Origin of the sequence: Pseudarthrobacter sp. 902506025 (assembly GCF_040702325.1) — a bacterium.
GTDB lineage: Bacteria > Actinomycetota > Actinomycetes > Actinomycetales > Micrococcaceae > Arthrobacter.
Genome location: NZ_JBFBKW010000003.1, coordinates 215,868 through 240,973, shown reverse-complemented (window position 1 = coordinate 240,973; position 25,106 = coordinate 215,868). Strand labels below are relative to the sequence as shown.

Sequence of the window (25,106 nt, the reverse complement as noted above, 5' to 3'; positions counted from 1 at the left end):
TGGCTGGGGGGGGCCGGTGTCTCTCTGGCGGGGGGGGGGGGGGGGGGCGCCCGGGGGGGGCCCCCCACCCCGACCTTCATGCGGCGACTACTTCTTGACGGCAACCAGCAGGCCGTCCCCGGTGGGAAGCATTGCCGACGCCAGCCTGTCGTCGTCGCGAACGGCCTTGCCCACCTGCCGCAGGGTCACCGTGTTGGGCTCGCGGCCTGCAGGGTTGGCCACCTTGTCCTTGTCCAGGGCATCGTTGATGACCAGCAGGCCCGAGCGCTTGAGCAGCCGGATGGCCTGTTCCACATAGCCGGGGAGTCCGGGCTTGTCCGCATCGATGAAGACAAGATCGTAGGCGCCGTCCGTGAGCCGGGGCAGGACGTCGCCCGCGCGGCCGGAAATGGTGCGGGTCCGGTTGGCGGGACTGCCGGCCTCGGCGAACGCTTCGCGGGCAGCCCGCAGGTGCTCCACGTCCACATCGATGGTGGTCAGGACAGCGTGCGCGCCAAGGCCCCGCAGCAGGCAGACGCCGGAGACGCCGGCGCCGGTGCCGATCTCCACCGCCGTCTGCGCCTTGGACGCGGCGGCCAGGACCGTGAGGACCGCGCCCACGCCGGGACTGATGGCGCTGACGCCCAATTCAAAAGAACGTTCCCGGGCCCGAAGCATAACCTCATCCTCAGCGGGCAGATCTTCTGCATAGGACCAGCTGCTGGACTTGTCGGCGCTCATGAATAATCGCTTTCTGGGCGTAAAGGGGGAATGTCTCCTCAAGCCTACTGTGTCCGGCCGGGCCGGGCAGGGAAGCGGGCGTTGCGCCGACGGCTGAAGTTTGCGCCCGATCAGGAAATTCCCAGCCAAGTTTGAAATGATTGGTATCCGCTCATCCAAAAGGTGACCGGCGCCGAATCAGAGATGTCAACAGTATCCGGGCGTTAGCATTCCACGAGGGGAGTGGACGATGTCATCTTCAGTTGTGGCACCTGTCCCTGCAGTAAACAATCCCGACGATGAGTGGGTCCGTCCCACCTGGGAAGAAGTGGTCACCAACCACTCCGCGAAGGTCTACCGGCTGGCCTACCGCCTGACCGGCAACAAGTTCGACGCCGAGGACCTCACCCAGGAGGTCTTTGTCCGCGTGTTCCGTTCGCTGGAGAACTTCAAGCCCGGAACCCTCGATGGCTGGCTCCACCGCATCACCACCAACCTGTTCCTTGACCAGGCCCGGCGGAAGACCCGCATCCGTTTCGACGCACTGGCGGAGGACGCCGAGTCCCGGCTGCCGGGCCGGGAGCCGGGTCCGGAGCAAAGCTTCGAGTTGAACAACCTCGACCTGGACGTGCAGGCCGCCTTGGAGGAACTGCCGCCGGACTTCCGCGCCGCCGTGGTCCTGTGCGACCTTGAAGGGCTCTCCTACGACGAAGTCGCCGAGGCCCTGGGCGTGAAGCTGGGCACCGTCCGTTCGCGCATCCACCGGGGACGGACCATGCTCCGCGAAAAGCTGGCCCACCGCGATCCGCGCCCGCAGCAGTCCCGCCGCAAGCTTTCGATGCCGCGCATCGCCGGCATCCTCTGAACGGCACATGAAGTCCCAGTTTCCTTTCGGCGGCAGGCATCAGCGCACCGGCAGCCACCTTGAGGCCTGCCAGGAGTGTGCCGCCACGGTGCGCCGGGAACGGCAGTACCTTGAGCGCCTACGGGATGCCCCCATTCCGCCCGCCAGCCAGGACCTGACCGCACGGCTGCTGGCCCGGACCCACGAACTGGCAGCCCAGCCGGCCGCCCCGGTGCCGCCGCCCCAGGGTGTCACCCCCCGCATGGCCGCCCGGGCCCTTGCGCTCACCGCCGGCGGAACCGTAGCTGCGGCGGGCGTGCTGGCCGTGGGTGCTTTCACGGCAGCAGGTGACCCCGGAGCCGGCGAACCGGCGGGAACCGAGGCCGCTTTTTCGCATGTCTCATCGCAGACCCCCGCTGACGGCCGGCCCTTGAGCGCCACGCAGCTGGCCACCCTGCGTTCCGAAGGATGGGCGTGTCCGGACCTGCAGGCCATGGGATTCCATCTGGAAGCGGCGCGTGCGCTGGTGGTCAACGGGGAGCCCGCAGTGGAGTTGAGGCTCACTGACGGCGCACACCACGCCACTGTCACGGAGCAGCACCCTGTCGCCAATGAACCAGCAGGCCACGCCCCGGTGGTTCACGGGGTTGCAGAAGGGGAGAGCGCTGCGGGCCAGGAGGGTGGACCGGTGCAGGTGCCGGGCACCTCCCAGTGGTCCGCCACGTACCGGGCCGCAGGCCTGACCATCACCTACCGCTCCGACATGCCCGCGGAGCAGGCCGACGATGCCATGCCCATCCTCAAGCGGCTTGCCGATTCCGCGGCGGAGGGAGTCGCGGCAGACGTCCCGGACCGGCCGGAAGGGCAGGCCGCGGAACCCCTGGATGCACGGCTGGAGCGCGGAATCAACAAGATCGCGGCCCTGTTCACCCAATGACACGGACTGTTTACCCGCCCGCCGGGTGGGAATCGTCACTCGCTGCCCGGAGAGGGTAATCTTCCTAAAGTGTTTGGAATCAACGGCCCGGAGTTCATCCTTCTGCTGATCATTGGCGTGCTGGTGATCGGCCCCCAGCGGCTGCCGGAATATACCCAGAAGCTGGCGAACCTGGTCAAGGAAGTCCGCCGGATGGCCAACGGTGCCCGTGAGCAAATCAAGGAAGAAGTGGGCATCGACATCGATGATGTCGACTGGAAGAAATACGATCCCCGCCAGTACGATCCCCGGCGCATCATCAAGGAAGCACTGCTCGACGACGATACTAAGCCTGTCAGCGCAGGCGCCCCTGCCGCGGTGGCTGCCGTTTCCGGCGCTGCCGCCGCGGCAGATGCCGCCCCCAGCCGGCCCGGAAGGGTAGTCCAGCGGCTCGCCCCGGGCGAGACCGCCCCGTTCGACACCGAAGCTACCTAGGCCTCCCACTCAGCGGGGCTGCAGACCCAGCTTCATCCCGGCGAGGCCGCGCGGTTTAGCGGCAAGCTCCCCGGCGATGCCGGTAAGCGCGGCCGCCGCTGGAGCCCCGGGCCTGCCAAGGACGATCGGAACCCCTGCATCCCCGCCCTCGCGCAGCTCGATGTCCAGGGGAATCTGGCCCAGCAGGGGGACGTCCGCTCCCACCGTGGCGCTGAGCCGTTCTGTGAGCACCGTCCCGCCGCCGCTGCCGAACAGCTCCATCCGGCCACCGTCGGGCATCTCCAGATACGACATGTTCTCGATGACGCCGGCGATCTTCTGCCCGGTCTGCGTGGCGATGGCACCGGCCCGTTCGGCGACGTCGGCTGCTGCTGCCTGCGGCGTGGTGACCACCAGGATTTCAGCCTTGGGCAGCAGCTGGGCAACGGAGATGGCGATGTCGCCGGTGCCTGGCGGGAGGTCCAGGAACAGGGCATCCAGGTCGCCGAAGTAGACGTCGGTGAGGAACTGTTCGAGCGCCCGGTGCAGCATGGGTCCGCGCCAGGCCACCGGCTGGTTGCCGGTCACGAACATACCGATGGAAATCACCTTCACGCCGTAGGCCACGGGCGGAAGGATCATGTCGTCCACTTGCGTGGGTTTTTGCGTGATGCCCAGCAGGGCGGGTACGGAGAAGCCGTAGACGTCGGCGTCCACGATGCCCACCCGGAGGCCCTGGGCGGCCAGTGCCGTGGCCAGGTTCACCGTCACCGAGGACTTGCCCACGCCGCCCTTGCCGCTGGCCACCGCGTAGACCTTGGTCAGGGAGTCCGGCTCGTTGAAGGGAATCGTGCGCTGGCCGCCCGGTCCGCGCAGCTTCTCCTTGAGGGCATCGCGCTGCGCCTGGTCCATCACCTTGAGCTCGACGTCGACGGCCGTGACGCCGGGGACCGCGGAAAGGGCTTTCTGCGAATCGGCGGTGATGGTATCCCGCAACGGGCAGCCCGCGATGGTGAGCAGGACCGCGACGGTGACCTTCCCGTCGTCGGACACCTGGACGGAGTCCACCATGCCCAGTTCCGTGATGGGGCGGCGCAGCTCCGGATCGATGACCGTGGCCAGGGCATCGTTGACGGCACTGACCAGTGGTGGCCGGCCGGCGGCTGCGGGGTGGGTGGGGGCGCTCATGGACGGAGCCTCGGCTTTCGTGCGGTATCGGCGGCGGGCCGGCCGGTGACGGACGGCCTGCTTGTCATTGGGCAGAGTGGCCGGGTTTGACCCGGGGGATCTGCTGGGTGCGCGGGTTGCGCTGCCGGTCCCGCTGCTCGCGCAGTTTGTCCTTGACCTTGTCCCGCGGGGATTCGTGCGAGCCGGGCCCGGAGTCCTCATGGGTCCGCAGTTCCTCCTGCGCTTCCAGGAGGTCTTCCAGGAGCGAGCGCAGCTCGGCCCGGACGTAGTCGCGGGTTGCTACTTCGCGCAGCGCGATCCGCAGGGAGGCCAGCTCCCGGGTCAGGTATTCGGTATCGGACAGGTTGCGCTCTGCCCGCTGCCGGTCCTGCTGCAGCGAGACGCGGTCACGGTCATCCTGCCGGTTCTGCGCCAGCAGCAGGAGGGGTGCGGCGTAGGAGGCCTGCAGCGACAGCATCAGGGTCAGCAGGGTGAAGCCAAGGTCCCGCGAATCAAACTGCCACTCCACCGGCGCCCAGGTGTTCCAACCGAGCCAGAAAATGCAGAACACGGTCATGTAGACCAGGAACTGCGGCGTGCCCATGAACCGGGCAAAGCCCTCGGTGGCATGCCCGAACGCGTCCGGGTCAGGCTTGAATTTGGGCAGGATCCGCTGGCGCGCGCTTAGGGGTGTATCGAGACTGCCTTTTGATTCCGCATTGGCCAGGTTCCGCTGGTTGGTGTTCTTCAGAGCGCTGTTATCAGCCAATGCGGCCACCGAGCTTTCTTATCGGGGCTTCGCCGTCATGGGCGCGCCAGTCGTCCGGCAACAAATGATCCAAGACGTCATCAACAGTCACCGCCCCCACAAGCCGGCCGGCGTCATTGACCACCGGGAGGGAGTTCAGGTTGTAGGTGGCCAAAGTCCGTGCCACTTCGCTGATGTGGGCCTGGTCGGACAACGGCTCAAGGTTCTTGTCCACCAGGTTTCCCAGTGCCTCGAACGGCGGGAAACGCAGCAGCTGCTGGATGTGCACCACGCCCAGGAAGCGGCCCGTGGGCGTTTCCAGCGGCGGCCGGGCAATGAAGATCGACGACGCCAGGGCGGGGGAGAGCTCCTCGCGCCGGACGTGGGCCAGGGCTTCGGCGACGGTGGCCTCCGGCGGCAGGATGACAGGCACCGGGGTCATCAGGCCGCCGGCGGTGTCCTCGTCGTACTCAAGCAGGCGGCGGACGTCCTCGGCGCCTTCAGGCTCCATGAGCTGGAGCAGTTCCTCTGCCTGGGCGGAGGGGAGTTCTCCGAGGAGGTCGGCGGCGTCGTCAGGATCCATCTCCTCCAGGACGTCCGCGGCGCGCTGGACATCCAGGGCGGAGAGGATCTCTACCTGGTCGTCCTCCGGCAGTTCCTGGAGGACGTCGGCCAGCCGTTCGTCCTGCAGTTCGCTGGCAACCTCGAAGCGGCGCTTGTCGCTCATTTCCTGCAGGGCCTCGGCGAAGTCCGCGGGCTTGAGGTCCTCGTGGTTGGCCACGAACTGGGTGGCGGCCTGCGGTTCGGTGCGCGGCCCCTGCTGGGCGTCCGCCCAGTCGATGATCAGCGTTTCGTTGCGGCGCAGCCGGCTCAAAGGGGACAGGGAGTGGCCGCGCCGGACAAAGAGCTTGCTGACGAACCAGTCGCGGGACCGGTGCTGGTCTATGGCGATGTCTTCGATCGTGGCGTCGCCGCTGCCGTCGCGTAGGGTGACCCGGCGGTCGAACATCTCGGCCACCACCAGGGTTTCCGCCCCACGCTGTTCAAACCGGCGCAGGTTGACCAGGCCCGTGCAAATGATCTGCGTCTGGTCGATCGAGGTGATGCGGGTCATGGGCACGAAGACGCGCTTCTTGCCTGGAACTTCCACCACAATGCCCACCACGTGCGGAGCTCCCCGGGTTCCCCGGGACAGCACAACAACGTCGCGCAGCCGGCCCAGCCGGTCGCCCAGCGGGTCGAAGACGTCGAGGCCCAGGAGGCGTGCCACGAAGACGCGTGTAGGTGTTGTGCTCACCACTACAGGCTACCGAGTCTGCTCTCTTTTAGCTGAATTTACAGGCGGCACCCACCTTGATGGGCAAGAATGGGTTTATGTCGAACATTTTTGGTGCTCCCAAGGCCGGCGCCGCGAACGGACCGGACGATGCCCGGGCTGTTCCCACCGGTGACACCGTTGGCTCCTACACTTCCTACCTCGACGCCCAGAAAGCGGTTGACTACCTGGCGGACCAGCAGTTCCCGGTCCAGATGGTGTCCATCGTGGGCAATGAACTGAAGATGGTGGAGCGGGTTACGGGGCGCCTGAGCTATCCGCGGGTAGCGTTGTCGGGAGCGCTGAGCGGCATGTGGTTCGGCCTGTTCGTGGGCGTCATGCTCTCCTTCTTCGCTCCGTCACCCGGGTACTTCTCCATCATGACCTCGGTGCTGATGGGCGCGGCGTTCTTCATGCTCTTCGGCATCGTCACCTACGCCATGCAGCGCGGCAAGCGGGACTTCACCTCCACCAGCCAGGTGGTGGCCACCAGCTACGACGTGATCGTGGCCCCCGAGGCAGCCCACGAGGCCCGGCGGCTCCTGCAGCAGCTGCCCATGTCCCGCTCGGACGCAGCATCCGGCCACGGCCCGTATACGCAGCATGACTACTACAACCAGCCGTACCAGCAGCAGCACCACCAGCAGCCCGGGCAGCAGCAGGGGCAGGGCCCGGCCCGCCCCGCCGGGTGGAACGATCCCTACGGCCAGCGGTCCTCCGGTTCGTCCGCCCACAACGGACCGGTGCAGGAAGGCCACGGGTACCCGGACGACGCAGGCCAGCAGCACACCGGCCAGCAGCCGGCCCAGCAGTACGACGCCGGCCAGCAGCACAGCGGCCAGCAGCCGGCGCAGCCGGTCCGTTCCGTCCGTTACCCGGACCTGCCGGACGGCCGCCCGCAGTACGGCGTGCGCCTGCCCCAGGGCCCTGCCGCTGATGCGGGGCAGCCTGGCATGGGACATCCCACGGAACACCGGGCAGGGGACCACGTGCAGGATGGCGCGGAGCACCCGGTGGAAAACCACTATGGTCCGGACGGGGACCAGCACCGGGGCGACCACCGGCAGTAACAGCGCAGGTGCGTCCGGGTGCACGGGGCTGACGGTGTCAGGAACCGGTGCCACAAACAAAGAGCGGGGCCGCTGGAATGATTCCGCCGGCCCCGCTCTTTGTTTTCTTCAGCGCGTATCAGGCTTCTTCGGTCCGGTAGATGCCGGCCATCCAGTCCTCCACATCCTCCGCATTGCGCGGCAGGGCGGCGCTGAGGTTGACGGGGCCGTCGGCGGTCATCAGGATGTCGTCCTCGATCCGGACGCCGATGCCGCGGTATTCCTCGGGAATCGCAAGGTCTTCCTTCTTGAAGTACAGGCCCGGTTCGATGGTGAAGACCATGCCCTCGGTGAGGACGCCGTCGAGGTAGAGTTCCCGCTTGGCCTGGGCACAGTCATGGACATCCAGTCCCAGGTGGTGGCTGGTGCCGTGCGGCATCCAGCGGCGGTGCTGCTGGCCCTCCGGGCTGATGGCTTCCTCCACGCTGACGGGCAGGATTCCCCATTCGGCCAGGCGCTCAGCCAGGACGGTGGTGGCCGCGGTATGGATGTCCCGGAACTTGGTTCCCGGCTGGGCCGCCGCGAATCCGGCGTCGGCAGCGTCGAGGACCGCCTGGTAGACCTTGCGCTGGATGTCGCTGAAGGTGCCGCTGGCCGGAAGGGTCCGGGTGATGTCCGCGGTGTAGAGCGAGTCGGCCTCGACGCCGGCGTCCAGGAGCAGGAGCTCGCCGGCGTGGATCCGGCCCGTGTTCCGGGTCCAGTGCAGCACGGTGGCGTTGTTGCCGGACGCCGCGATGGTGTCGTAGCCCAGTTCGTTGCCTACCTCGCGGGCACGGGCGAAGAAGGCACCCTCCACCACGCGTTCACCGCGGGCGTGCGTGAGGGCGCGCGGCAGGGCCTTGACCACCTCTTCGAATCCTTCAACGGTGGCCGACACTGCAATCTTCATCTGCTCGATTTCCCACTCGTCCTTGAGCAGGCGCAACTCGGAGAGGGCTTCGCTGAGCTTCTCGTCCAGGGCGTCGAGCACCTCGAGGTCCAGGTTCTCGGGGTCCTTGGCCGTGTTGTACCGGGCCGTGTCCACCAGTGCGTCAATGTTGTCGTCAACCTTGCGGACCAGGCGGATGGAGATCCCGCCGATCTCCGGGGCGCCCACATCCTTGGTGATTGCCGTTTCCAGCTGGTCGATGTGCGCGGTGGCCAGTCCCAGCCGGGCCTCGAACTCTTCGAGGGTGGGACGGGCGCCAATCCAGAACTCACCGGAGCGGGAGTCTGCGTAGAACTGTTCCGTGTCCCTGCCGGCCAGCGGCCGGAAGTACAGCGTGGCGCGGTGGTGCGCGCCGTCGTCGCCCGTTCCCTCTTGCACCGGATCCAGGATCAGGACCGCGTCCGGCTCGTGGTCCAGGCCGAGGCCCGTCAGGTGGGCGAAGCCGGAATGCGGGCGGAAGCGGTAGTCGCAGTCGTTGGAACGGACCTTAAGCGGCCCCGCGGGGATAACCAGGCGTTCGCCTTTGAACTGGGCCGAGATCGCCTTGCGCCGGGATGCGGCGTAGCCGGCGACGGCGTCGCGCCGGGGGAGCTCCTGGCTGGACGGCGCCCAGTTGCTGGCCATGAAGGCCTTGAAGGCGTTGGAACTGGGCCGCTGGGAGCGGTTGTTGACGCGGTCCTCCAGCGGCTGGGAAGCAGAGTTTTGGGTGTTTTCGGCATCGTTCACGGCACCATCGTCTCACCAGCATCCCGGCTACGCGAACAGGCCTCCCCGGTCTCCTGTCCCCGGTCCACTACGCTGGATAAGTGAGGATTGACCTGCATGCCCACTCCAACGTCTCCGACGGCACCGAGACCCCGGCCGATGTCATGGCCTCTGCTGCCCGTGCGGAACTGGACGTGGTGGCCCTGACCGACCATGATTCGACGGCCGGCTGGGCGGAGGCCGCCGCGGCCGCCGCCACATGCGGGGTGGCCCTGGTGCCGGGCATGGAAGTCTCCTGCCGGACCGAGGAAGGCATCAGTGTCCACCTCCTGAGCTACCTGCACGACCCCACCCACCCCGGGCTGCTCGAGGAAATCACGAAGGCCAAGGACTCCCGCCTGACCCGCGCCGAACGCATGGTGACCATCCTTGCCGAGGACTATCCGCTCACCTGGGACGACGTGATCCACCACGTGGCGCCCGGAGCCACCCTTGGCCGGCCGCACATCGCCGATGCCCTCGTCGCCGCGGGCGTCGTGGAGGACCGGTCCGAGGCATTCGCGTCCATCCTCACCTCCCGGTCCCGCTACTTCATCCCGCACTACGCCCCGGACCCGGCCACCGCCGTCGAACTGGTCCGTGCCGCCGGCGGCGTGCCCGTGTTTGCCCATCCCGTGGCTTCCGCCCGGGGCCGGATCGTGGGGGAGCGGACGTACAGGGACATGATCGACGCCGGGCTGGCAGGCCTGGAGATCAACCACCGGGACAACCCGGAAGAGGGCCGGGATTTCCTGCGCAAACTTGCGGCCCGGCATGGCCTGCTGGTCACCGGCTCCTCCGACTACCATGGCACCGGCAAGCCCAACCTGCTCGGCGAAAACCTCACGGCCCCGGAGATGCTGGCGCGGATCGAGGAATTGGGTACGGGAGCCGCCGTTGTCCGTCCCTGAGGGGCGGACAACACCCTGGCTAGCTGGACGGGAAGGAGCTCAGGGTGGCGTGCGCTCCGAGCCGCTTGGCCATGATGTCGATGGCGGGCTGGTTCTGGTCCACGCACACGAACCTGCGGCCGAGCTTGGCGGCAACTGCTCCGAGGGTGCCGGAGCCGGCGAAGAAGTCCAGGCACCAGTCACCGGGCCGGGACGACGCAGCGACCACGCGGCGGACCAGGCCCTCCGGCTTCTGCGTAGGGTAGCCGGTCTTTTCCTTGCCGGTGGGCGAGACGATGGTGTGCCACCAGACGTCGGTGGGCAGCTTTCCCAGTTCCCGCTTGGCGGGGGTCACCAGGCCCGGCGCCATGTAGGGCTCGCGGTCCACCTCGGCGCTGTCGAAATGGTACTTCGCCGGGTTCTTGACGTACACCAGGATGTTGTCGTGCTTGGTGGGCCACCGGTTTTTCGCCCGGGCGCCGTAGTCGTACGCCCAGATGATCTCGTTCAGGAAGCATTCCCGGCCGAAGATGGCGTCCAGCATCACCTTGGCGTAGTGCACCTCACGGTAGTCCAGGTGCAGGTACAGGGTGCCGTCGTCGGCCAGCAGGCGCCAGGCCTCCACGAGCCGGGGTTCCAGGAAGGACCAGTAGTCGCTGAACGCATCATCGTAGCGGTGCAGGGCGCCCTTGATGGTGTCGTAGGAGCGGCCCTTGAAGCCCACCCGGTCCCCACTGCCGCCGGCGTTCACCACCATCCGGGTTTCCTGGCGTTGCTGCGGCCGGCCCGTGTTGAAGGGCGGGTCCACATAAATCAGTGTGAAGGCGCCGTCCGGCAGCGTGGGGAGGTACTCCGCGTTGTCCGCGTGCACCACCAGGCTGCCGCCGTCCGGCGCCCAAACAGTGTCAGTCATCAGGGCAGTTAGGCCTCGGAGTTGCCCGGCTGGCTGCCGGTGTCCGCACCGGCCACCACTTCGCCGTTGCGGCGGCGGGTGCGGGTGCGGGTGCGGCGGGCGCGGTTGGGCTTTTCGCCGTCGGCCGCGGGTGCTGCAGCTTCGGCGGCGGATGCGGTCTCCGGAGTTGAGGTACGACGACGGCGCTCGCCCGGGCGGCCCGTCGAGTCATTGCTGCGGCCGCCTTCGCGGCTGCCGCCCTTGCCGGCGTCGCTGTTTCCGCGGCCCCGTCCGTCCCGGTCGCGTGAGCGGCCTGCGTCGCGGCCGCCGCGGCTGTTCTTCTTGCCGGTCTCGCCGAGGTCCTCGAGGACTTCGGCGTCGACGCCGGCTAGTGTCCGCTTGTCGCGGGGCAGGCGGCCCTTGGTGCCCTCGGGGATGTCAAGGTCCGTGTAGAGGTGCGGCGAGGAAGAGTAGGTTTCCACCGGCTCCGGCACACTCAGCCCCAGCGCCTTGTTGATCAGGCCCCAGCGCGGCATGTCGTCCCAGTCCACGAACGTGACGGCGGTGCCCTTGTTGCCGGCGCGGCCCGTGCGGCCCACCCGGTGCAGGTAGATCTTCTCGTCTTCCACGCACTGGTAGTTGATGACGTGCGTAACGTCCTCGACGTCGATGCCGCGGGCGGCAACGTCGGTGGCCACCAGGACATCGACCTTGTTGTTGCGGAAGGCGCGCAGCGCCTGTTCGCGGGCGCCCTGGCCCAGGTCGCCGTGGATGGCGGCGGCGGCGAACCCGCGGTCCACCAGTTCCTCGGCCACCTTGGCGGCGGTGCGCTTGGTCTTGGTGAAGATAATGGTCCGCCCGCGGCCGCGGGCCTGCAGGATGCGTGCCACCACTTCGGTCTTATCCATGCTGTGCGCACGGTAGATCAGCTGGCGGATGTCGCGCTTGGTCAGGCCCTCGTCCTCCGGATCCGCGGCGCGGATGTGCGTGGGCTGGGTCATGTACCGGCGTGCCATGGCGATGACGGGGCCGGGCATCGTGGCGGAGAACAGCAGGGTCTGGCGGACGGCGGGCGTTGCCGCGATCAGCGTCTCCACGTCCGGCAGGAAGCCCAGGTCCAGCATTTCGTCGGCTTCGTCCAGCACCACGATCTTGACGTTCTTCAGGCTCAGGTGCTTCTGCTTGAAAAGGTCGATCAGCCGGCCGGGGGTTCCCACCACTACCTCGACGCCCTGCTTGAGGGCTTCTACCTGCGGCTCGTAGGCGCGGCCGCCGTAGATGGTGGCGATCCTGGCGTTGCGCTTCCGCGATGCCGTCACCAGGTCCCCGGCCACCTGGACTGCCAGTTCACGGGTGGGAACAATGACCAGGGCCTGCGGTGCGCCGGGCACGGCCAGCTTGGCGTAGCCGGGATCGTCCTGCCCGATCACGCGCTGCAGCGCCGGAATGCCGAAGCCCAGGGTCTTGCCGGTACCGGTCTTGGCCTGGCCGATGATGTCGTGGCCGCCCAGCGCGACCGGCAGGGTCATGGCCTGGATGGGGAAGGGGTGGGTGATGCCGGCGTCGGCCAGGGATTCGACGATGTCTGCGCGGACGTTGTAGTCGGCGAAGGACTTCTCCGCGATCTCGTGCGGCGTCTCGTCGGAGATTATGGTTTCTTCCGGCTCGATGGTCTCCGTGCCGGACTCATCGCTCAGGAGCTGGTGGGTATGCAATTCACTCACAGGGGAGTTTCCTTATTCATTTGGGCAATGGCGCTGCCTGCTCAACGGGCCGGCCCATGGCTGGCCGCTCCGGAGCACGCTCAGGCGCGCAAGCGATTCCAGTGGAAGCCGATCGCGGGCTATCTAAATGCTGGCACTGGTGACCAACGGGTACATCTCAAGATCGCGTAGGGGCGGGCTTGTTGGTTTCAAATCAAGGAAATCAACGACCGGGCATCCAGTTCTACCCCTCCAGTCTAGCCGTACAGGCGCGGAAACACGGTTTCGGCCCGCCCAGGCGGCCCGCCGGCCCGTCAGGAAACGAGTTCGAAGTGGATCTGCCGGGTGGTGATGTCCGAGGAAACCAGCCGGACGCGGACCTTGGTACCGGACTCCAGTTCGCCCGCGCAGCGTGCAGTCACCGCAGGTTCGGCGATCTGGATGATCCCCGAACTTCCGTTCCCGTTGCCGTTGCCGTTTTTCCCGTTCCCGTTTCCATTCTTGCCATTCCCGTTGCCGTTTCCGTTCTGCGGCTTGGATCCGGAAATGACGATCGCATCAAACTCCTGCCCGATGTGGTTCAGCAGCAGCGCCGCTTCCACGGTGTCCAGGGCCAGGCGTTCCATGCGGGAGGCCAGCTGGTCCGATCCCGCCATGATGCCCGGGAGCAGCGGCAGGGCCTCCCGCGCCCAGCCAGGGACGTCGCCGCCGTTGCTCAGGGCCTCGCAAATGACCAGCACGAAGCGGTCCACCAGGCGGCGCAGCGGCGCGGTGGTGTGGGCATAGGCTGCGCCGATGGCCGACTGGATGCCGTCTTCCGGGACAGTGCCGTCGAAAGCTGTGTAGGACGCGCCACGGAACAGCATGCCGGCTGAGTGCATGATGGCCAGCTGCCGCGGATCGGTGGGATCGAGGGACCGGAGGTACTCGCCGTAGCTGACCTCCCCGTCCCATGGCCTGCCCAGCACCTCGGTCTGCAGCCGGAAATGCCGCAGGGACCGTTCATCCGGGGCAGGCATGGTGCGCAGGATGCCCACTTTGCCCTCCAGCATCAGCTGCGCGGCGGCCATTCCGGTCATCAGCGAAATCTGTGCATTCCAGTCCTCCACGGGAAGCTGCGGAACAGCGTCGATCCGGTAGCCGCCGTCGGGCAACTGGACGATCTCCTGCTCAGGCATGTTCAGGCTGGCGCCCCCGCGTGCCCGTTCCAGCGCCACCCGCTTCAGTCCCACCTCGCGGAGGAGGCCCAGTACGGGGGAGGCAGTCCCGGCGTCGAGATCGGCCTGGGCGCCTTTATAGCTGAGCTTGTCACGGCTGATGACCCGCGCCCTCCGGACGCCCACGGACAGCACTGTCGCGTCGCCGTCGAGCGTGAAGTCCCAGACGAAAGCCGAACACTCCTGGCCGGGCAGCAGGCTTCCGGCGCCCTCGCTGATCACCTCGGGGTGCAGCGGGATCCGGCCGTCCGGGGCGTAGAACGTCTGTCCGCGGCGCCGCGTCTCGGCGTCCAGCGGGCCGCCCGGAGCAACAAACGCCGGAACGTCGGCGATGGCGTACATAACCCGGTAGCCGTTTCCGTCCGGTTCGATGAACACTGCCTGGTCCAGGTCCGTGGACGACGCCGGATCGATGGTCACGAATCCGACGGCGGTCAGGTCGTAGGACGGCAGTTTCAGCGCGGCGACGGCGGCGCGGGCGTCTTCCACTGCTTCGGCGGGGTACGGTCCCGGCAGTTCAAGTTCCGTCCGCAGCAGGCCCAGCGCCTCTTCCAGGGCGTTCTTGTGGTCATGGACGTTGGGGGCCAACCGATGATGTGACACAAAAATCAGCGTATCCCCAAGTCCCGGAATTAAGCAGGCTCAGGAGCCGGTGCCGTCCAGCGCGTCGAGAAGGGAGGCGGCGGCGGCTGCGGGGTCGGGTGCTTCGGTGATGGCGCGGACCACCACGATCCTGCCGGCACCGGCCTCCACCACGTCACGGACGTTTCCGTGGTCGATGCCGCCGATGGCAAACCATGGCACGGGATCTCCGGCCTGCCGGGAGGCTTCGGCGGCATATGCCACCAGTTCAGGGCCGACGGCGGCCCTGCCGGGTTTGGTGGGCGTGGCCCAGACCGGACCCACACAGAAGTAGTCCAGCCCGGACGGCCCCACCGTTGCGGCCAAAGCGGCGTCCACCTGGTCAGTGGTGTGGCTGGAGAGCCCAATGGCCGCGTTGCCGTTGACCAGCGTCCGCGCTGCCGGCAGCGGAAGGTCCTTCTGGCCGATGTGGAACACCGGCGCCCCGGACAGCACGGCGATGTCCGCACGGTCGTTGACGGCCCACAGCCGGCCATGGCGTACCGCTGTTTCCTTCAGGACCGCCAGGAGGTCCAGTTCCTCTGCGGCTTCGATGGTCTTGTCGCGCAGCTGGATGATGTCCACGCCGCCGGCAAACGCGGCGTCAACGAAGTCCGCGAAATCGCCGCGCGCAGTCCGTGCGTCGGTGCAGAGGTACAGGCGCGCTGCCTTGAGGGCGTCAATGTGGCCGGCGTTGGCAACTTCGGCGGGGAGGGCAGCGGAGGCTGGGGCGTGGGGGCCGGCGGGCAGGGATGAGGCGGACACATTCATGCCTGCAAGCCTAGTTCCTCTAAACTGGGCTGGTACTGCGGGAGCCCGCGGCAGCTGTCATAAAGCGCCGGGCTGAGAGGGCGTCAGAGCCGACCGCTTGACCTGATCCGGTTAATGCCGGCGTAGGGAAGGAACCACATGCGCAACCCCGTTGACAGTCTCCCCGGGCCCGAAGGCGCCAGCGCAAACTCCACTGTCCGGGCCGACGTCGCCGTCATCGGCGGGGGAGTGGTGGGCCACGGCATCGCCTGGGAGGCGCAGCGTTCCGGACGCTCCGTTGCCCTGATCGACGACGCACCCGGAAACGGTGCCAGCTGGGCCGCCGCGGGCATGCTGGCCCCGGTCAGCGAACTGCACTACCAGGAGGAGGACCTCCTGGAACTGATGCTTGAGGCGTCGTCCCGCTGGCCAGGGTTCGCCGCGGGGATCGCCGGCGCGACGGGGGCGGATTGCGGATACCTGACGACGCCGACACTCGCCGTGGGTGCCGACGCCGCGGACCGCCGCGCGCTGATGGACCTCCGCGCGGTACAACAGGCCAACGGACTGGGGGTGGAGCCCCTGGCCGTGCGCGAAGCCCGCAAACGCGAGCCGCTCCTCAGCCCCGCCATCGCCTGTGCCCTGGACACACCCGCGGACCACCAAGTGGACCCCCGGCGCCTGGTGGCGGCCCTGCGGCTGGCCCTCGCGGGCGTTGCACTGACGTCCCCGGAGCTGGCCGCCGCGGGCGCGGTGGACGGGTATGCCGTGCCGGACCGGGCCACCGGCCTGCTGTGGGAGGGCGGAACGGTTGCCGGTGCCAGCCTCGCCGGCGGCGGCACCGTCCTGGCAACGGAAACCATCGTGGCCAACGGCCTGCAGGCAGGGGACCTTGGCGGCCTGCCCGACGGCCTCGACCTGCCACTGCGCCCAGTCCACGGGGACATACTCCGTCTCGCCGTTCCGCAGCACCTCCAGCCCCTGGTGACCTCCACGGTTCGTGGGCTGGTGCACGGAGTCCCCGTCTACATCGTCCCCCGGCAGGACGGGACCGTGGTGATCGGGGCAACCCAGCGCGAGGACGCGCTCTCCGATGCCGTGAGCGCCGGAGGCGTCTACCAGCTGCTGCGGGACGCTCAGGCGCTGGTGCCCGCCGTCGCTGAACTGGAACTGCTCGAGTGCACCGCCCGGGCCCGCCCCGGTACCCCCGACAACGCGCCCCTGCTGGGCCGCGTGCCGGTGGATCCGGGGTCCGGAAACCCTGCCGCCGGGCATGTCCCGGGACTCATCATCGCCACCGGGTTCTTCCGGCACGGCGTCCTGCTCACCCCCGCCGCAGCCGCCATCTGCACGGCACTGCTGGACGGGACATCAGATTCCCGCTGGTCGCCCTTCAGCCCGGAGCGGTTCTCCCGGCCGGCGGCAGCCGCCACCACACCCCACATCAAGGAGACAGCGTGAACATCACCCTGAACGGAAACACGCACGAGGTGGCCGACGGCGCCTCCATCACCACGCTCGTCAGCCAAGTCACCGGACGCCCGCTGGCACCCAACGGACAGGCGACGGACGGCGGGAAACTGGGCGTCGCCGTCGCACATAATGCCCAGGTGGTGCCGCGGAGCCAATGGTTCGCCACCGCGCTCGCCGAGGGCGACGATATTGAACTTGTCACTGCAGTACAGGGAGGCTGACGCCATGACCGAAACCAGCACCATCAACCCCGCCGGAAACGCGGGCGCCGCCGACGCCCTGGTGATTGACGGCGTCGCCCTCGGATCCCGGCTCATCATGGGCACGGGCGGGGCACCCAGCCTGGACGGCCTGGGCGCAGCGCTGCTGGCCTCCGGCACCGCCCTGACCACGGTGGCCATGCGCCGGTACTCCACTGCTGAAACCGGTTCGCTGTTCCAGCTGCTGGTGGACCATGGGATCCGCGTGCTGCCCAACACGGCCGGCTGCTTCACGGCCAGGGATGCGGTCCTGACCGCCGAACTGGCGCGGGAGGCCCTGGAGACCGACTGGGTGAAACTGGAGGTCATCGCCGACGAGCAGACCCTCCTGCCGGACGCCGTGGAACTCGTGGACGCCACGGAGCAGCTGGTCAACCGCGGGTTCAAGGTCTTCGCCTACACGAATGACGACCCCGTGCTTGCGTTGCGGCTGGAGAACCTCGGCGCCACCGCCGTCATGCCGCTGGGCGCCCCGATCGGTACCGGACTGGGGATCCTGAACCCGCACAACATCGAGCTGATCGTTTCCCGCGCGTCGGTGCCGGTGGTCTTGGATGCAGGCATCGGCACGGCGTCAGACGCCGCGCTGGCCATGGAGCTGGGCTGCGACGCCGTCCTGCTGGCCACGGCAGTGACGCGTGCCCAGAACCCCGCGCTCATGGGCGAGGCGTTCAAGCACGCAGTGATCGCCGGCAGGATGGCCAGGGCCGCCGGGCGCATCCCGCGCCGGGAGCACGCCCTTGCCTCCTCTGCGATGGAGGGCCGGGCGGAGTTCCTCTGACCCCCGTCATACAGGTGTGGCCACCGCCCGGATGGGTGGTGGCCACACGCGTTTGTACTGCCCTGCCGGCGGTCAGCGCCGCAGAATAACAGTCAGGCGTTCCGTGTCGCGGCGGGCGCGGGTACGGCCCAGGTAGACGACGGCGGCGATGGCCGCAGCTACTCCCAGGACCATGGGCAGGACCCACGGAAGCCACGTGGTCCCCGGCAAGTAGCCGAAGCCCGCAGTCATCAGGATGATCCAGGCCAGCGCCGCAACACCCGCGGCAACACCGGCCGGAACTGCCGCACCGTATTTGGCATGCCGCTTGTCATTGGCCCAGACGACGAAGCCGGCGGCGACGGTTGCCAGCACCACGATGGTCAGCGAAAGCATGGATCTCCTTGGGAAACTGCGGTGGCCCGGGGACGGGCAGAGGGTGAAACGGGCCGGACTAGAACTGGCCGAAACCTACGCGCCGGACCTCCTCGGCACCGATTTCCACGTATGCCAGTGCGTTGCCCGGAACAATGATCAGGCGTCCTTTGTCATCCTTCAGGCGCAGTTCGCTGCCCTCATTAATGGCTTCGCCAACAACCTTGGCCACCGTCTCCGCATCCTGGGTTGATTCCAGCACGATTTCGCGGCCAACGTTCTGAACGCCGATCTTAATTTCCAAGGGGGCCTCCCAGCCTGTGAAAGTACTCGTGTTTCTCTACGAGGTGTTGTCTCATTTGTAGTCTAGGACTCTTTGGGGAAGCGAGAGATTCCGCGCCAAGCTAAACGGTAGATGAGGTCGCTGGCCACATCGAGGTCCAGATTGCCGTCCGTTTCCAGCCAGTACCGGGCGCTGACCTGCGCCATTCCGGCCAGGCCGCGGCCCAGCAGTTCCGCTTCCAGGTGGGGGAGCTTGGTGTCCTCCGCAATGACCCGGGCAATGGCGTCGGCGAAGGTCCTGTTGAACGTTTCCAGCCGCGAGCTGACATCGGGATCGTTGATCAGGTCGGACTCGAACACCAGGCGGTGGGCCTGGTCGTCATTGGCGATGAAGTGGAAGTAGGCGCGCATGACAGCCTGGACGCGTTCATCGTTGTCCGTGGTGGAGTTCAGGGCGCCCAGCATCAGTTCGGTCAGCGAGGCCAGATGGCTTTCCAGCAGGGCGAGGTAGAGCTCGCGCTTGGAAGGAAAATGCTGGTACAACACCGGTTTGCTCACATGGGCAGTTTCTGCAATCTCATCCATCGCCGCACCGTGGTAGCCGTTGGCTACGAACACCTCCTGGGCCGCGGCAAGGAGCTGTGCGCGGCGCTCATCCCGGGGCAGGCGGGCGGACCGCTGGCCTGCGGGGCGGGAGGGAGTTTGGGGTGCGGCGGAGGCCGGACGGTCAGCCCGTGCTTCAGGGACCACAGTTGTCCTTCTTTCCATTGCAGTTACCCCTCACTTTACTGCGGGGTAATATGACCCGGCGGTATCCCGGGGCATACATTGAAGTATGGCTTCGACTTTCACCGCAAATGTTGCAACCCCTGCCCTGGATCCGCTGGTGGAACCGGCTGCCGGCCTCACTCCCGCCGAGGTTGAACGGTACTCCCGGCACCTGATCATTCCCGAGATAGGCGCGCTCGGGCAGCGGCGGCTCAAGAACGCCAAGGTGCTGGTCATCGGCGCCGGCGGCCTGGGTGCCCCGGCCCTGCTGTATCTCGCCGCAGCTGGTGTGGGAACGATCGGAATCATCGACGACGACGTCGTGGACCTGAGCAACCTGCAGCGCCAGGTGATCCACGGCGTCAGCGACGTGGGCCGCCCCAAGACCGAATCGGCACGCGATGCCATCGCCGGGCTGAACCCGCTGGTTGACGTCCGGCTGCACAACGTACGCCTGGACTCATCCAATGCCCTGGAACTGTTCAGCGGGTACGACCTCATTCTTGACGGTGCCGACAACTTCGCCACCCGGTACCTGGTGAACGATGCCGCCGCCATCCTGGGAAAGCCCTACGTATGGGGTTCCATTTTCCGTTTTGATGGCCAGGTCAGTGTGTTCTGGGAGAAGCACGGACCCACCTACCGGGACCTCTACCCCGAGGCGCCGCCTGCCGGTTCCGTGCCGTCCTGCGGTGAGGGCGGCGTCTTCGGCATGCTGTGCGCCGCCGTGGGATCGCTCATGGTGACCGAAGCGGTGAAGCTGATTACCGGCGTCGGACGTTCCCTGCTGGGCCGCGTGGCCCTGTTTGACGCACTGGGCGGCAGCTGGCGTGAAATCCGGGTGTCGAAGGACCCGGCCGCCCAGCCCATCACGGAACTCACTGACTACGAGGCGTTCTGCGGCATCGCCCCGGCCGCCCCGTCGGACACGGAACACACCGTCACGGCCACCCAGCTGGCCACCATGCTGGCCTCGCGCAAGGCCGGGCTCAAGGACTTCGAACTGGTGGACGTCAGGGAGTCGGGCGAGTACGACATCGTGCGGATCGACGGGGCCAAACTGATTCCGCAGGGACGCATCCTGGCCGGCGAAGCCTGGGATGAACTTCCGCAGGACCGGGACATCGTGTTCCACTGCAAGGCCGGGACACGCTCGGCCAACGTCCTGGCGGCGGCCCGGCAGGCCGGCTACCAGCGCGTCAGCCATCTCGACGGCGGGATCCTGGCCTGGGTGCGGGACGTGGAACCCGGGAAACCCGTCTACTGACCCGGACGCCCCATCACCTTTAGCCGCTTTTTGAGAAACGCCCCATCACTTCCCTGAAGAAAGTGATGGGGCGTTACCGATTTAGGGGCAAATGGTGATGGGGCGTCGGGGAGGGAGAACGTCAGGCGGTTTCGCGGCCCTTGTGGTCCACCGGGCACTCGGCCTCCACCACTGCGGGCGCGGCCGTGCCGGGCTGAGAGGTGCCGGGCTGCTCGACGGTGATGCCGTACAGCGCCTCGAGCGCCGCAACGTAGTCATCCTGCTGGCCGTTTGCGGCGAGTTCGCGGGCACGGACGGTCGGGACGTGCAGCAACTGCTTGACCATGCGGCGGAGCGCGAACTCCACTTCTTCAGCGGCAGCGGTGCAGCCGTGTCGGGCACGGACCTTTTCCATCTCCGCGTCCAGCACGTTCATGGTGTGGCGGCGCAGGGCAACGATGGCGGAGTCCACGGAGCGGGCTTCGCGCTCCTGCTCGAAGGCCTTGGCGGCGCCCTTGACGATGCCGCTTGCCTGGGCCAGCGATTCCGCCTGCTCCTGCGGCGCGGCCAGGCGCACCGATTCCAGGGTCAGGAGTTCCACGCCGTCCAGCTCGCCGACGGCGGGATCGAAGTCGTGGGTGAGCGCCAGGTCGATGGCAATCAGGGGCTGGGGTGAGTCCGCGCGGACCTGAGCGAGTTCGTCCGCTTCAACCCGGGTGTCCGAGCCGCTGCAGCCGATCATGACGTCGGCGGCCGCCACCGCGGGGCGCAGCGAATCCACATCCAGGGCGGACCCGCCGCGCGAGGCCACGAATCCTTCGGCCCGGCCGGATGAGGAGTAGACGGAGATGTCCGTGCAGCCGCGTTCACGCAGCAGTGCCATGGTGGCGCCGGCGTACGCGCCGGTCCCGAACAGCACAACCTTCTTGGTGGTCCAGTCGGGGTTTTCGGAAAGATCAGTGGCCAGGTCCAGGGCCACCGAAACGATGGAAAGCCCCCGGGAACCGAGGGCCGTCTGCGCGCCGACGTCCTTGGCGGTTTTCGAGGCGGCCTGGAACAGCCGGACCAGGCCGGCGCTGGCAGTACCGTCGTGCTGTGCGGTGATAAGGGCGCGGCGCACCTGGCCGGCGATCTCGCGCTCGCCAACGACGGCGGAATCCAGTCCGGCGCTGACGGCGAACAGGTGCTGGGTTACCTCCGGACCGGTCCGGGTGCTGAAGGAGCGTGACACGAGGGGCTCGGAGAGTCCGCTGGCCTGGCTGATCCGCGACACCAGCGCAGCCCGGGCCGCTTCGACGTCGTTCGGATTGGGCGCTTCGCCGTAGATCTCATAGCGGTTGCAGGTGGCGAGGACCACCGCTCCGGCCACGGCAGGGGATTCGGTGAGCGCGGATGCGGCAATCCCGGAGGAACCGTTGCTCAACTGAGCAACGGTTTCAAGATCGATGTCGGCGTGTGTAGCCACCAATGAGAAAAGAACCACAGCAGACCAATCATAGCTTTTTCGTTGCCCGGTAGAACAACCACCGGAAAGGATAGTCGCCACACCTGGACGTGATCCGTGCCACCTCAGGGATTCCCGTGCCGTCGGCGACAGGTTGTCGTTATCTTTTGCAGCTCTTTTTGGGCACAATCAAAAGCATGACTCCTAGCCCTGCCGTCTCCGCTGCCGGCACCCTCGCCGCAGACCATCCACTGATGGACGGCCGCACAGCAGACTCCCCGCTGATCACGGCCTACCGCGGCGGCAAGCCGTCCCGCCGTCCCGTCTGGTTCATGCGGCAGGCCGGCCGGTCGCTGCCCGAATACCTCAAGGTGCGCGAAGGCATCGCCATGCTGGACTCCTGCCTCCGCCCGGAGCTGGCCTCTGAGATCACGCTGCAGCCCGTCCGCCGCCATGATGTGGACGCCGGCATCTTCTTTTCCGACATCGTCATCCCGCTGAAGCTCGCCGGCGTGGGCGTGGACATCGTGCCCGGGGTCGGGCCGGTCCTCGACAAGCCGGTACGCACGGCGGCCGATGTTGCCGCCCTGCCGCAGCTCACGTGGGAAGCCCTGGAGCCGATCCGTGAAGCCGTCCGCCTCACGGTGGCCGAACTGGGCAAGACGCCCCTGATTGGTTTCGCCGGCGCACCGTTCACGCTGGCCGCCTACATGGTGGAAGGAAAGCCGTCCCGCGACCACCTGGGCCCGCGGACCATGATGCACGCGGACCCGGAGACATGGAACGCGCTGGCCAACTGGGCTGCCGACGCGTCCGGCATGTTCCTCCAGGCCCAGCTGGAGGCGGGCGCCTCCGCCGCCCAGCTGTTCGACTCCTGGGCGGGGTCGCTGGGGCTGGCCGACTACACCAAATACGTTGCGCCGGCGTCGTCCCGTGCCCTGGACCATGTCCGCAACCTGGGTGCCCCGCTCATCCATTTCGGCACCGGCACGTCCGAACTCCTCGTGGCCATGCGGGACGTGGGAGTGGACGTGGTGGGCGTTGACTACCGGCTGCCGCTCGATGAGGCGAACCGCCGCCTGGGCGGAACGGTGCCGCTGCAGGGAAACATCGACCCCGCGCTGCTGGCAGCACCCTGGGACATCCTGGAGGCGCATGTCCGCGAGGTCATCGCCGCCGGCGCCGGCGCCCCGGGCCACGTTCTGAACCTGGGACACGGCGTACCGCCCGAAACGGACCCGGACGTCCTGACCCGGGTGGTGGAGCTCATCCACTCCATCTCGCCGGAGTAACCCGTGGGCAGCTCCCCGGCGAAACCTGGCCAGGCGCTCGTGGTGGGCGGCGGGATCTCCGGGCTGCTCTCCGCCCGGGAACTCGCAGCAGCCGGTTATGAGGTGACCGTCCTGGAAGCCGGGACGGCGTGGGGCGGCTGTGTTGGCAGCCATACGGTCGCGGGGCTCACCCTGGACAGCGGCGCTGAGTCCTTCGCCACCAGGTCCGACGCCGTAGCCCGGCTCTGCACGGACCTTGGGCTCGGCAGAAAGATCGTTCCCCCGCGGCCCGGGGGTGCCTGGGTGCAGCTTCCGGACGGGCCCCGCGAACTGCCCCGGACCGGAGTCCTGGGCATCCCCGCCAACCCCTGGGACCCTGAGGTCCGCCGTACCCTGGGCGTGCTCGGCTCGCTGCGCGCCTCCCTGGACCGGCTGCTGCCCGCATCCATAGGGGCCGGCGCCGGCGTCACCAGCGTCTCCGCGCTGGTCCGGACCCGCATGGGCTCGCGCGTGCTGGAACGCCTCGTCTCGCCCGTGGTGGGCGGCGTCCACTCCGCCGATCCCGGCCTGCTCGACGTCGACATGGTGGCTCCGGGCCTGCGTGCAGGCCTGCGCAGGCACGGTTCCCTCGCTGCCGCAGTTTCGGCACAGCGGCGCGGCGCCGGGACAACCGGCCAAGCCGGGACGCCCCAACCGGCAAAGGCCGGGTCCGCCGTCGCAGGCCTCGAAGGCGGCATGCACACCCTGGTGGACGCCCTGGTGGCGGAGCTCGAACGCCGCGGCGTGACCCTGTTGTTGGGCACTGCCGCCACGGCGGTTTCCCGCACCCCGGAAGGCTGGCGCGTCGACGCCGCCGGGGCGGCCTTCCATGCCGCGCTGCTTGTCATGGCCGTGGAGGGCCCTGCCGCCGTCGACCTGCTCGAACATGCCGTACCTGCAATCTCGGGAAAGAAACCTGCCTCCGGGCCGGACGTCAAGCTGGTCACGCTGGTCCTGGACAAACCGGACCTGGACCGGCGGCCGCGTGGAACGGGAATCCTGGTAGCCCCGCAAACGCCCGGCATCGAAGCAAAAGCGTTGACGCACGCCACGGGGAAATGGGATTGGCTGACCGCCGCTGCCGGCCCCGGGCGCCATGTGGTGCGCCTTTCCTACGGCCGGGTGGACGGCGCTTCGGCCCAGGCCACCGGCCCCCAAACCGATGATGAGCTGTTCGCGGACGCCCTGCGCGACGCATCTGCCCTGCTGGGCGTCCGGATCACCGGCGGGGACGTGCGGGGCTGGGACGTGGTCCGGTGGCGCGGAGCCCTGCCGTTCGCCGCCGTCGGGCACCGCGCACGGGCGGCGGACATCCGGCGGTCCTGCAGCGCTGCGGGCGGCCTGGCCGTCGTGGGCGGATGGGTTGCCGGGAACGGGTTGGCCGCTGTGGTGGCGGACACACGTGAGCAAATCGGCCAACTGACTGCGGGCTGAGCGTCGGTGCTGGTCAGCGCCCCGAAGTCGGTCCGCGGCTCCGGCGTGGCGGGCGGCCGGGCCTCCTTGCCGGTTTCCAATCGGCCAGCCGTTCTGGTTAGGGTCGATGACTATGGTTCAACACAGGTCCGAGCTTTCACTTTCCCGGACCGGTATCCATGGGGGACTCCGGCGCGGCACCGCAGCAGCGGCCGTCGGAGCGGTACTGGTTCTTTCCACCGGCGTCCAGGCGTCCTTGGCTGACGACGCGGTCCCCCCTCCGCAGGATCCGGCGGCACAAGGATCCGTCGCCGCAACCGCCGCGGCGTTCGGACTGTCCACGGCGGCCCGTCAAGGCGCTCCGGGAGCGCAGGAAGCCACGGGGAACCCTGGATCCGGTCATGAGGGGGACGGCCGGCAGGGAGCCGGCGAACCCACGGCGGGATCCCCGGCCACGAGCGCCCCGCGCACGCCATGGTCAATTCTTCCGGTGCCGGGTTCCCTGCTTCCGGCGGTCAGCGGTTCCCCGTCCGCGGCGGCCACGTCGACAACCGCACCCAGTCCGACGTCCTCGGGAACGCCCCTGGCACCTGGCCCGCGGACCACGGCCGCCGCCACTCCGACCGGCTCTCCGGCCACGGACCGGCCAGAGTCTCCCACGGCGTCCGGGCCCTCCACTGGGTCAGCGCCGGCCGCTGACCCAGCAACCGGCACGTCCACGGCGGCCGGGGAACCGGCCCGTTCAGCCGTTCCTTCGG

General features: G+C 68.0%; 25 protein-coding genes and 1 riboswitch. Of the genes, 11 read left to right on the top strand and 14 right to left on the bottom strand.

Annotated features, from left to right (window positions below; translation table 11 throughout):
• Window positions 1-87: 87 nt before the first annotated feature.
• The gene (locus AB0280_RS08305) at window positions 88-720 is read right to left on the bottom strand and encodes an O-methyltransferase (protein ID WP_366366828.1); all 633 of its coding nucleotides are present in this window, start codon (window positions 718-720) and stop codon (window positions 88-90) included.
• Between the two features lie 229 nt (window positions 721-949).
• Between AB0280_RS08305 and sigE the strand changes: the two genes are divergently transcribed.
• The 3 genes from sigE to AB0280_RS08290 all read left to right on the top strand — a co-directional run bounded on the left by sigE (window position 950) and on the right by AB0280_RS08290 (window position 2,954).
• A complete protein-coding gene (gene sigE / locus AB0280_RS08300) occupies window positions 950-1,564 on the top strand; it encodes an RNA polymerase sigma factor SigE (protein WP_159631489.1) in 615 nt (204 codons plus the stop codon).
• 7 nt (window positions 1,565-1,571) lie between these two features.
• Window positions 1,572-2,480 carry an anti-sigma factor gene (locus AB0280_RS08295; protein ID WP_366366826.1) on the top strand — a complete coding sequence of 303 codons (909 nt, stop codon included), beginning with the start codon at window positions 1,572-1,574 and terminating at the stop codon, window positions 2,478-2,480.
• A gap of 69 nt (window positions 2,481-2,549) precedes the next feature.
• A complete protein-coding gene (locus AB0280_RS08290) occupies window positions 2,550-2,954 on the top strand; it encodes a Sec-independent protein translocase TatB (protein ID WP_366366824.1) in 405 nt (134 codons plus the stop codon).
• Between the two features lie 9 nt (window positions 2,955-2,963).
• Here the strand turns inward: AB0280_RS08290 and AB0280_RS08285 are convergent, their stop codons facing one another.
• From AB0280_RS08285 to AB0280_RS08275, 3 genes are all read right to left on the bottom strand, one after another.
• Window positions 2,964-4,121, bottom strand: coding sequence for an Mrp/NBP35 family ATP-binding protein (locus AB0280_RS08285; protein WP_224026571.1), 1,158 nt, complete (start codon window positions 4,119-4,121; stop codon window positions 2,964-2,966).
• Between the two features lie 64 nt (window positions 4,122-4,185).
• Complete coding sequence (locus tag AB0280_RS08280) at window positions 4,186-4,878, bottom strand: DUF1003 domain-containing protein (protein WP_159631492.1); 693 nt, start codon at window positions 4,876-4,878, stop codon at window positions 4,186-4,188.
• The gene (locus AB0280_RS08275; RefSeq protein WP_159631493.1) at window positions 4,862-6,145 is read right to left on the bottom strand and encodes a magnesium transporter MgtE N-terminal domain-containing protein; all 1,284 of its coding nucleotides are present in this window, start codon (window positions 6,143-6,145) and stop codon (window positions 4,862-4,864) included. The genes AB0280_RS08280 and AB0280_RS08275 overlap by 17 nt, the downstream gene beginning before the upstream one ends.
• Window positions 6,146-6,222: 77 nt before the next feature.
• Here AB0280_RS08275 and AB0280_RS08270 point away from each other — a divergent pair, with 77 nt between their 5' ends.
• Window positions 6,223-7,233 (top strand): general stress protein, encoded by a 1,011-nt coding sequence (locus AB0280_RS08270; protein ID WP_366366822.1) that lies wholly within the window; start codon window positions 6,223-6,225, stop codon window positions 7,231-7,233.
• Between the two features lie 118 nt (window positions 7,234-7,351).
• On the opposite strand, the gene AB0280_RS08265 is transcribed toward AB0280_RS08270, so the two are convergent.
• On the bottom strand, window positions 7,352-8,926 hold the full coding sequence (locus AB0280_RS08265) for an aminopeptidase P N-terminal domain-containing protein (protein ID WP_307488351.1): 1,575 nt from the start codon (window positions 8,924-8,926) through the stop codon (window positions 7,352-7,354).
• Window positions 8,927-9,006: 80 nt separating this feature from the next.
• Here AB0280_RS08265 and AB0280_RS08260 point away from each other — a divergent pair, with 80 nt between their 5' ends.
• Window positions 9,007-9,855 carry a PHP domain-containing protein gene (locus tag AB0280_RS08260; RefSeq protein WP_159631496.1) on the top strand — a complete coding sequence of 283 codons (849 nt, stop codon included), beginning with the start codon at window positions 9,007-9,009 and terminating at the stop codon, window positions 9,853-9,855.
• A 19-nt stretch (window positions 9,856-9,874) separates the two neighbouring features.
• Here the strand turns inward: AB0280_RS08260 and AB0280_RS08255 are convergent, their stop codons facing one another.
• From AB0280_RS08255 to thiE, 4 genes are all read right to left on the bottom strand, one after another.
• Window positions 9,875-10,747, bottom strand: coding sequence for a DNA-methyltransferase (locus tag AB0280_RS08255; protein ID WP_224026568.1), 873 nt, complete (start codon window positions 10,745-10,747; stop codon window positions 9,875-9,877).
• Between the two features lie 8 nt (window positions 10,748-10,755).
• On the bottom strand, window positions 10,756-12,450 hold the full coding sequence (locus AB0280_RS08250) for a DEAD/DEAH box helicase (RefSeq protein WP_275179561.1): 1,695 nt from the start codon (window positions 12,448-12,450) through the stop codon (window positions 10,756-10,758).
• 293 nt (window positions 12,451-12,743) lie between these two features.
• On the bottom strand, window positions 12,744-14,249 hold the full coding sequence (locus AB0280_RS08245; protein ID WP_159631499.1) for an RNB domain-containing ribonuclease: 1,506 nt from the start codon (window positions 14,247-14,249) through the stop codon (window positions 12,744-12,746).
• Window positions 14,250-14,288: 39 nt separating this feature from the next.
• Window positions 14,289-15,038, bottom strand: a complete 750-nt coding sequence (thiE, locus tag AB0280_RS08240; protein ID WP_224026566.1) for a thiamine phosphate synthase — start codon at window positions 15,036-15,038, stop codon at window positions 14,289-14,291.
• Window positions 15,039-15,065: 27 nt separating this feature from the next.
• Window positions 15,066-15,184: riboswitch (TPP riboswitch) on the top strand.
• Here thiE and AB0280_RS08235 point away from each other — a divergent pair.
• The 3 genes from AB0280_RS08235 (at window position 15,177) to AB0280_RS08225 (ending at window position 17,531) form a co-directional block, all read left to right on the top strand.
• Window positions 15,177-16,478 (top strand): FAD-dependent oxidoreductase, encoded by a 1,302-nt coding sequence (locus AB0280_RS08235; protein ID WP_224026565.1) that lies wholly within the window; start codon window positions 15,177-15,179, stop codon window positions 16,476-16,478. (Overlaps the previous riboswitch by 8 nt.)
• Window positions 16,475-16,711, top strand: a complete 237-nt coding sequence (gene thiS, locus AB0280_RS08230; RefSeq protein ID WP_159631501.1) for a sulfur carrier protein ThiS — start codon at window positions 16,475-16,477, stop codon at window positions 16,709-16,711. Before AB0280_RS08235 ends, thiS begins: the two co-directional genes overlap by 4 nt.
• Before the next feature lie 4 nt (window positions 16,712-16,715).
• The gene (locus AB0280_RS08225) at window positions 16,716-17,531 is read left to right on the top strand and encodes a thiazole synthase (protein WP_159631502.1); all 816 of its coding nucleotides are present in this window, start codon (window positions 16,716-16,718) and stop codon (window positions 17,529-17,531) included.
• 72 nt (window positions 17,532-17,603) lie between these two features.
• On the opposite strand, the gene AB0280_RS08220 is transcribed toward AB0280_RS08225, so the two are convergent.
• The 3 genes from AB0280_RS08220 to AB0280_RS08210 all read right to left on the bottom strand — a co-directional run bounded on the left by AB0280_RS08220 (window position 17,604) and on the right by AB0280_RS08210 (window position 18,917).
• Window positions 17,604-17,906, bottom strand: a complete 303-nt coding sequence (locus AB0280_RS08220) for a hypothetical protein (RefSeq protein ID WP_224026564.1) — start codon at window positions 17,904-17,906, stop codon at window positions 17,604-17,606.
• A gap of 58 nt (window positions 17,907-17,964) precedes the next feature.
• Window positions 17,965-18,189, bottom strand: a complete 225-nt coding sequence (locus AB0280_RS08215; RefSeq protein WP_159631504.1) for a DUF3107 domain-containing protein — start codon at window positions 18,187-18,189, stop codon at window positions 17,965-17,967.
• Between the two features lie 62 nt (window positions 18,190-18,251).
• Window positions 18,252-18,917, bottom strand: coding sequence for a TetR/AcrR family transcriptional regulator (locus AB0280_RS08210; protein ID WP_159631505.1), 666 nt, complete (start codon window positions 18,915-18,917; stop codon window positions 18,252-18,254).
• Between the two features lie 85 nt (window positions 18,918-19,002).
• On the opposite strand from AB0280_RS08210, the gene moeB reads away from it, so the two are divergent.
• Entirely contained in the window at window positions 19,003-20,202 is a 1,200-nt protein-coding gene (moeB, locus tag AB0280_RS08205) for a molybdopterin-synthase adenylyltransferase MoeB (protein WP_364397564.1), read from the top strand.
• A 121-nt stretch (window positions 20,203-20,323) separates the two neighbouring features.
• Here the strand turns inward: moeB and AB0280_RS08200 are convergent, their stop codons facing one another.
• On the bottom strand, window positions 20,324-21,664 hold the full coding sequence (locus AB0280_RS08200) for a glutamyl-tRNA reductase (protein WP_159631507.1): 1,341 nt from the start codon (window positions 21,662-21,664) through the stop codon (window positions 20,324-20,326).
• Between the two features lie 158 nt (window positions 21,665-21,822).
• On the opposite strand from AB0280_RS08200, the gene hemE reads away from it, so the two are divergent.
• Window positions 21,823-22,917 (top strand): uroporphyrinogen decarboxylase, encoded by a 1,095-nt coding sequence (gene hemE / locus AB0280_RS08195; protein WP_366366820.1) that lies wholly within the window; start codon window positions 21,823-21,825, stop codon window positions 22,915-22,917.
• Between the two features lie 3 nt (window positions 22,918-22,920).
• Entirely contained in the window at window positions 22,921-24,369 is a 1,449-nt protein-coding gene (gene hemG / locus AB0280_RS08190) for a protoporphyrinogen oxidase (protein WP_366366818.1), read from the top strand.
• 378 nt (window positions 24,370-24,747) lie between these two features.
• Here hemG and AB0280_RS08185 read toward each other — a convergent pair whose 3' ends face one another.
• Window positions 24,748-25,008 (bottom strand): hypothetical protein, encoded by a 261-nt coding sequence (locus AB0280_RS08185; RefSeq protein WP_366366816.1) that lies wholly within the window; start codon window positions 25,006-25,008, stop codon window positions 24,748-24,750.
• Between the last annotated feature and the right edge of the window lie 98 nt (window positions 25,009-25,106).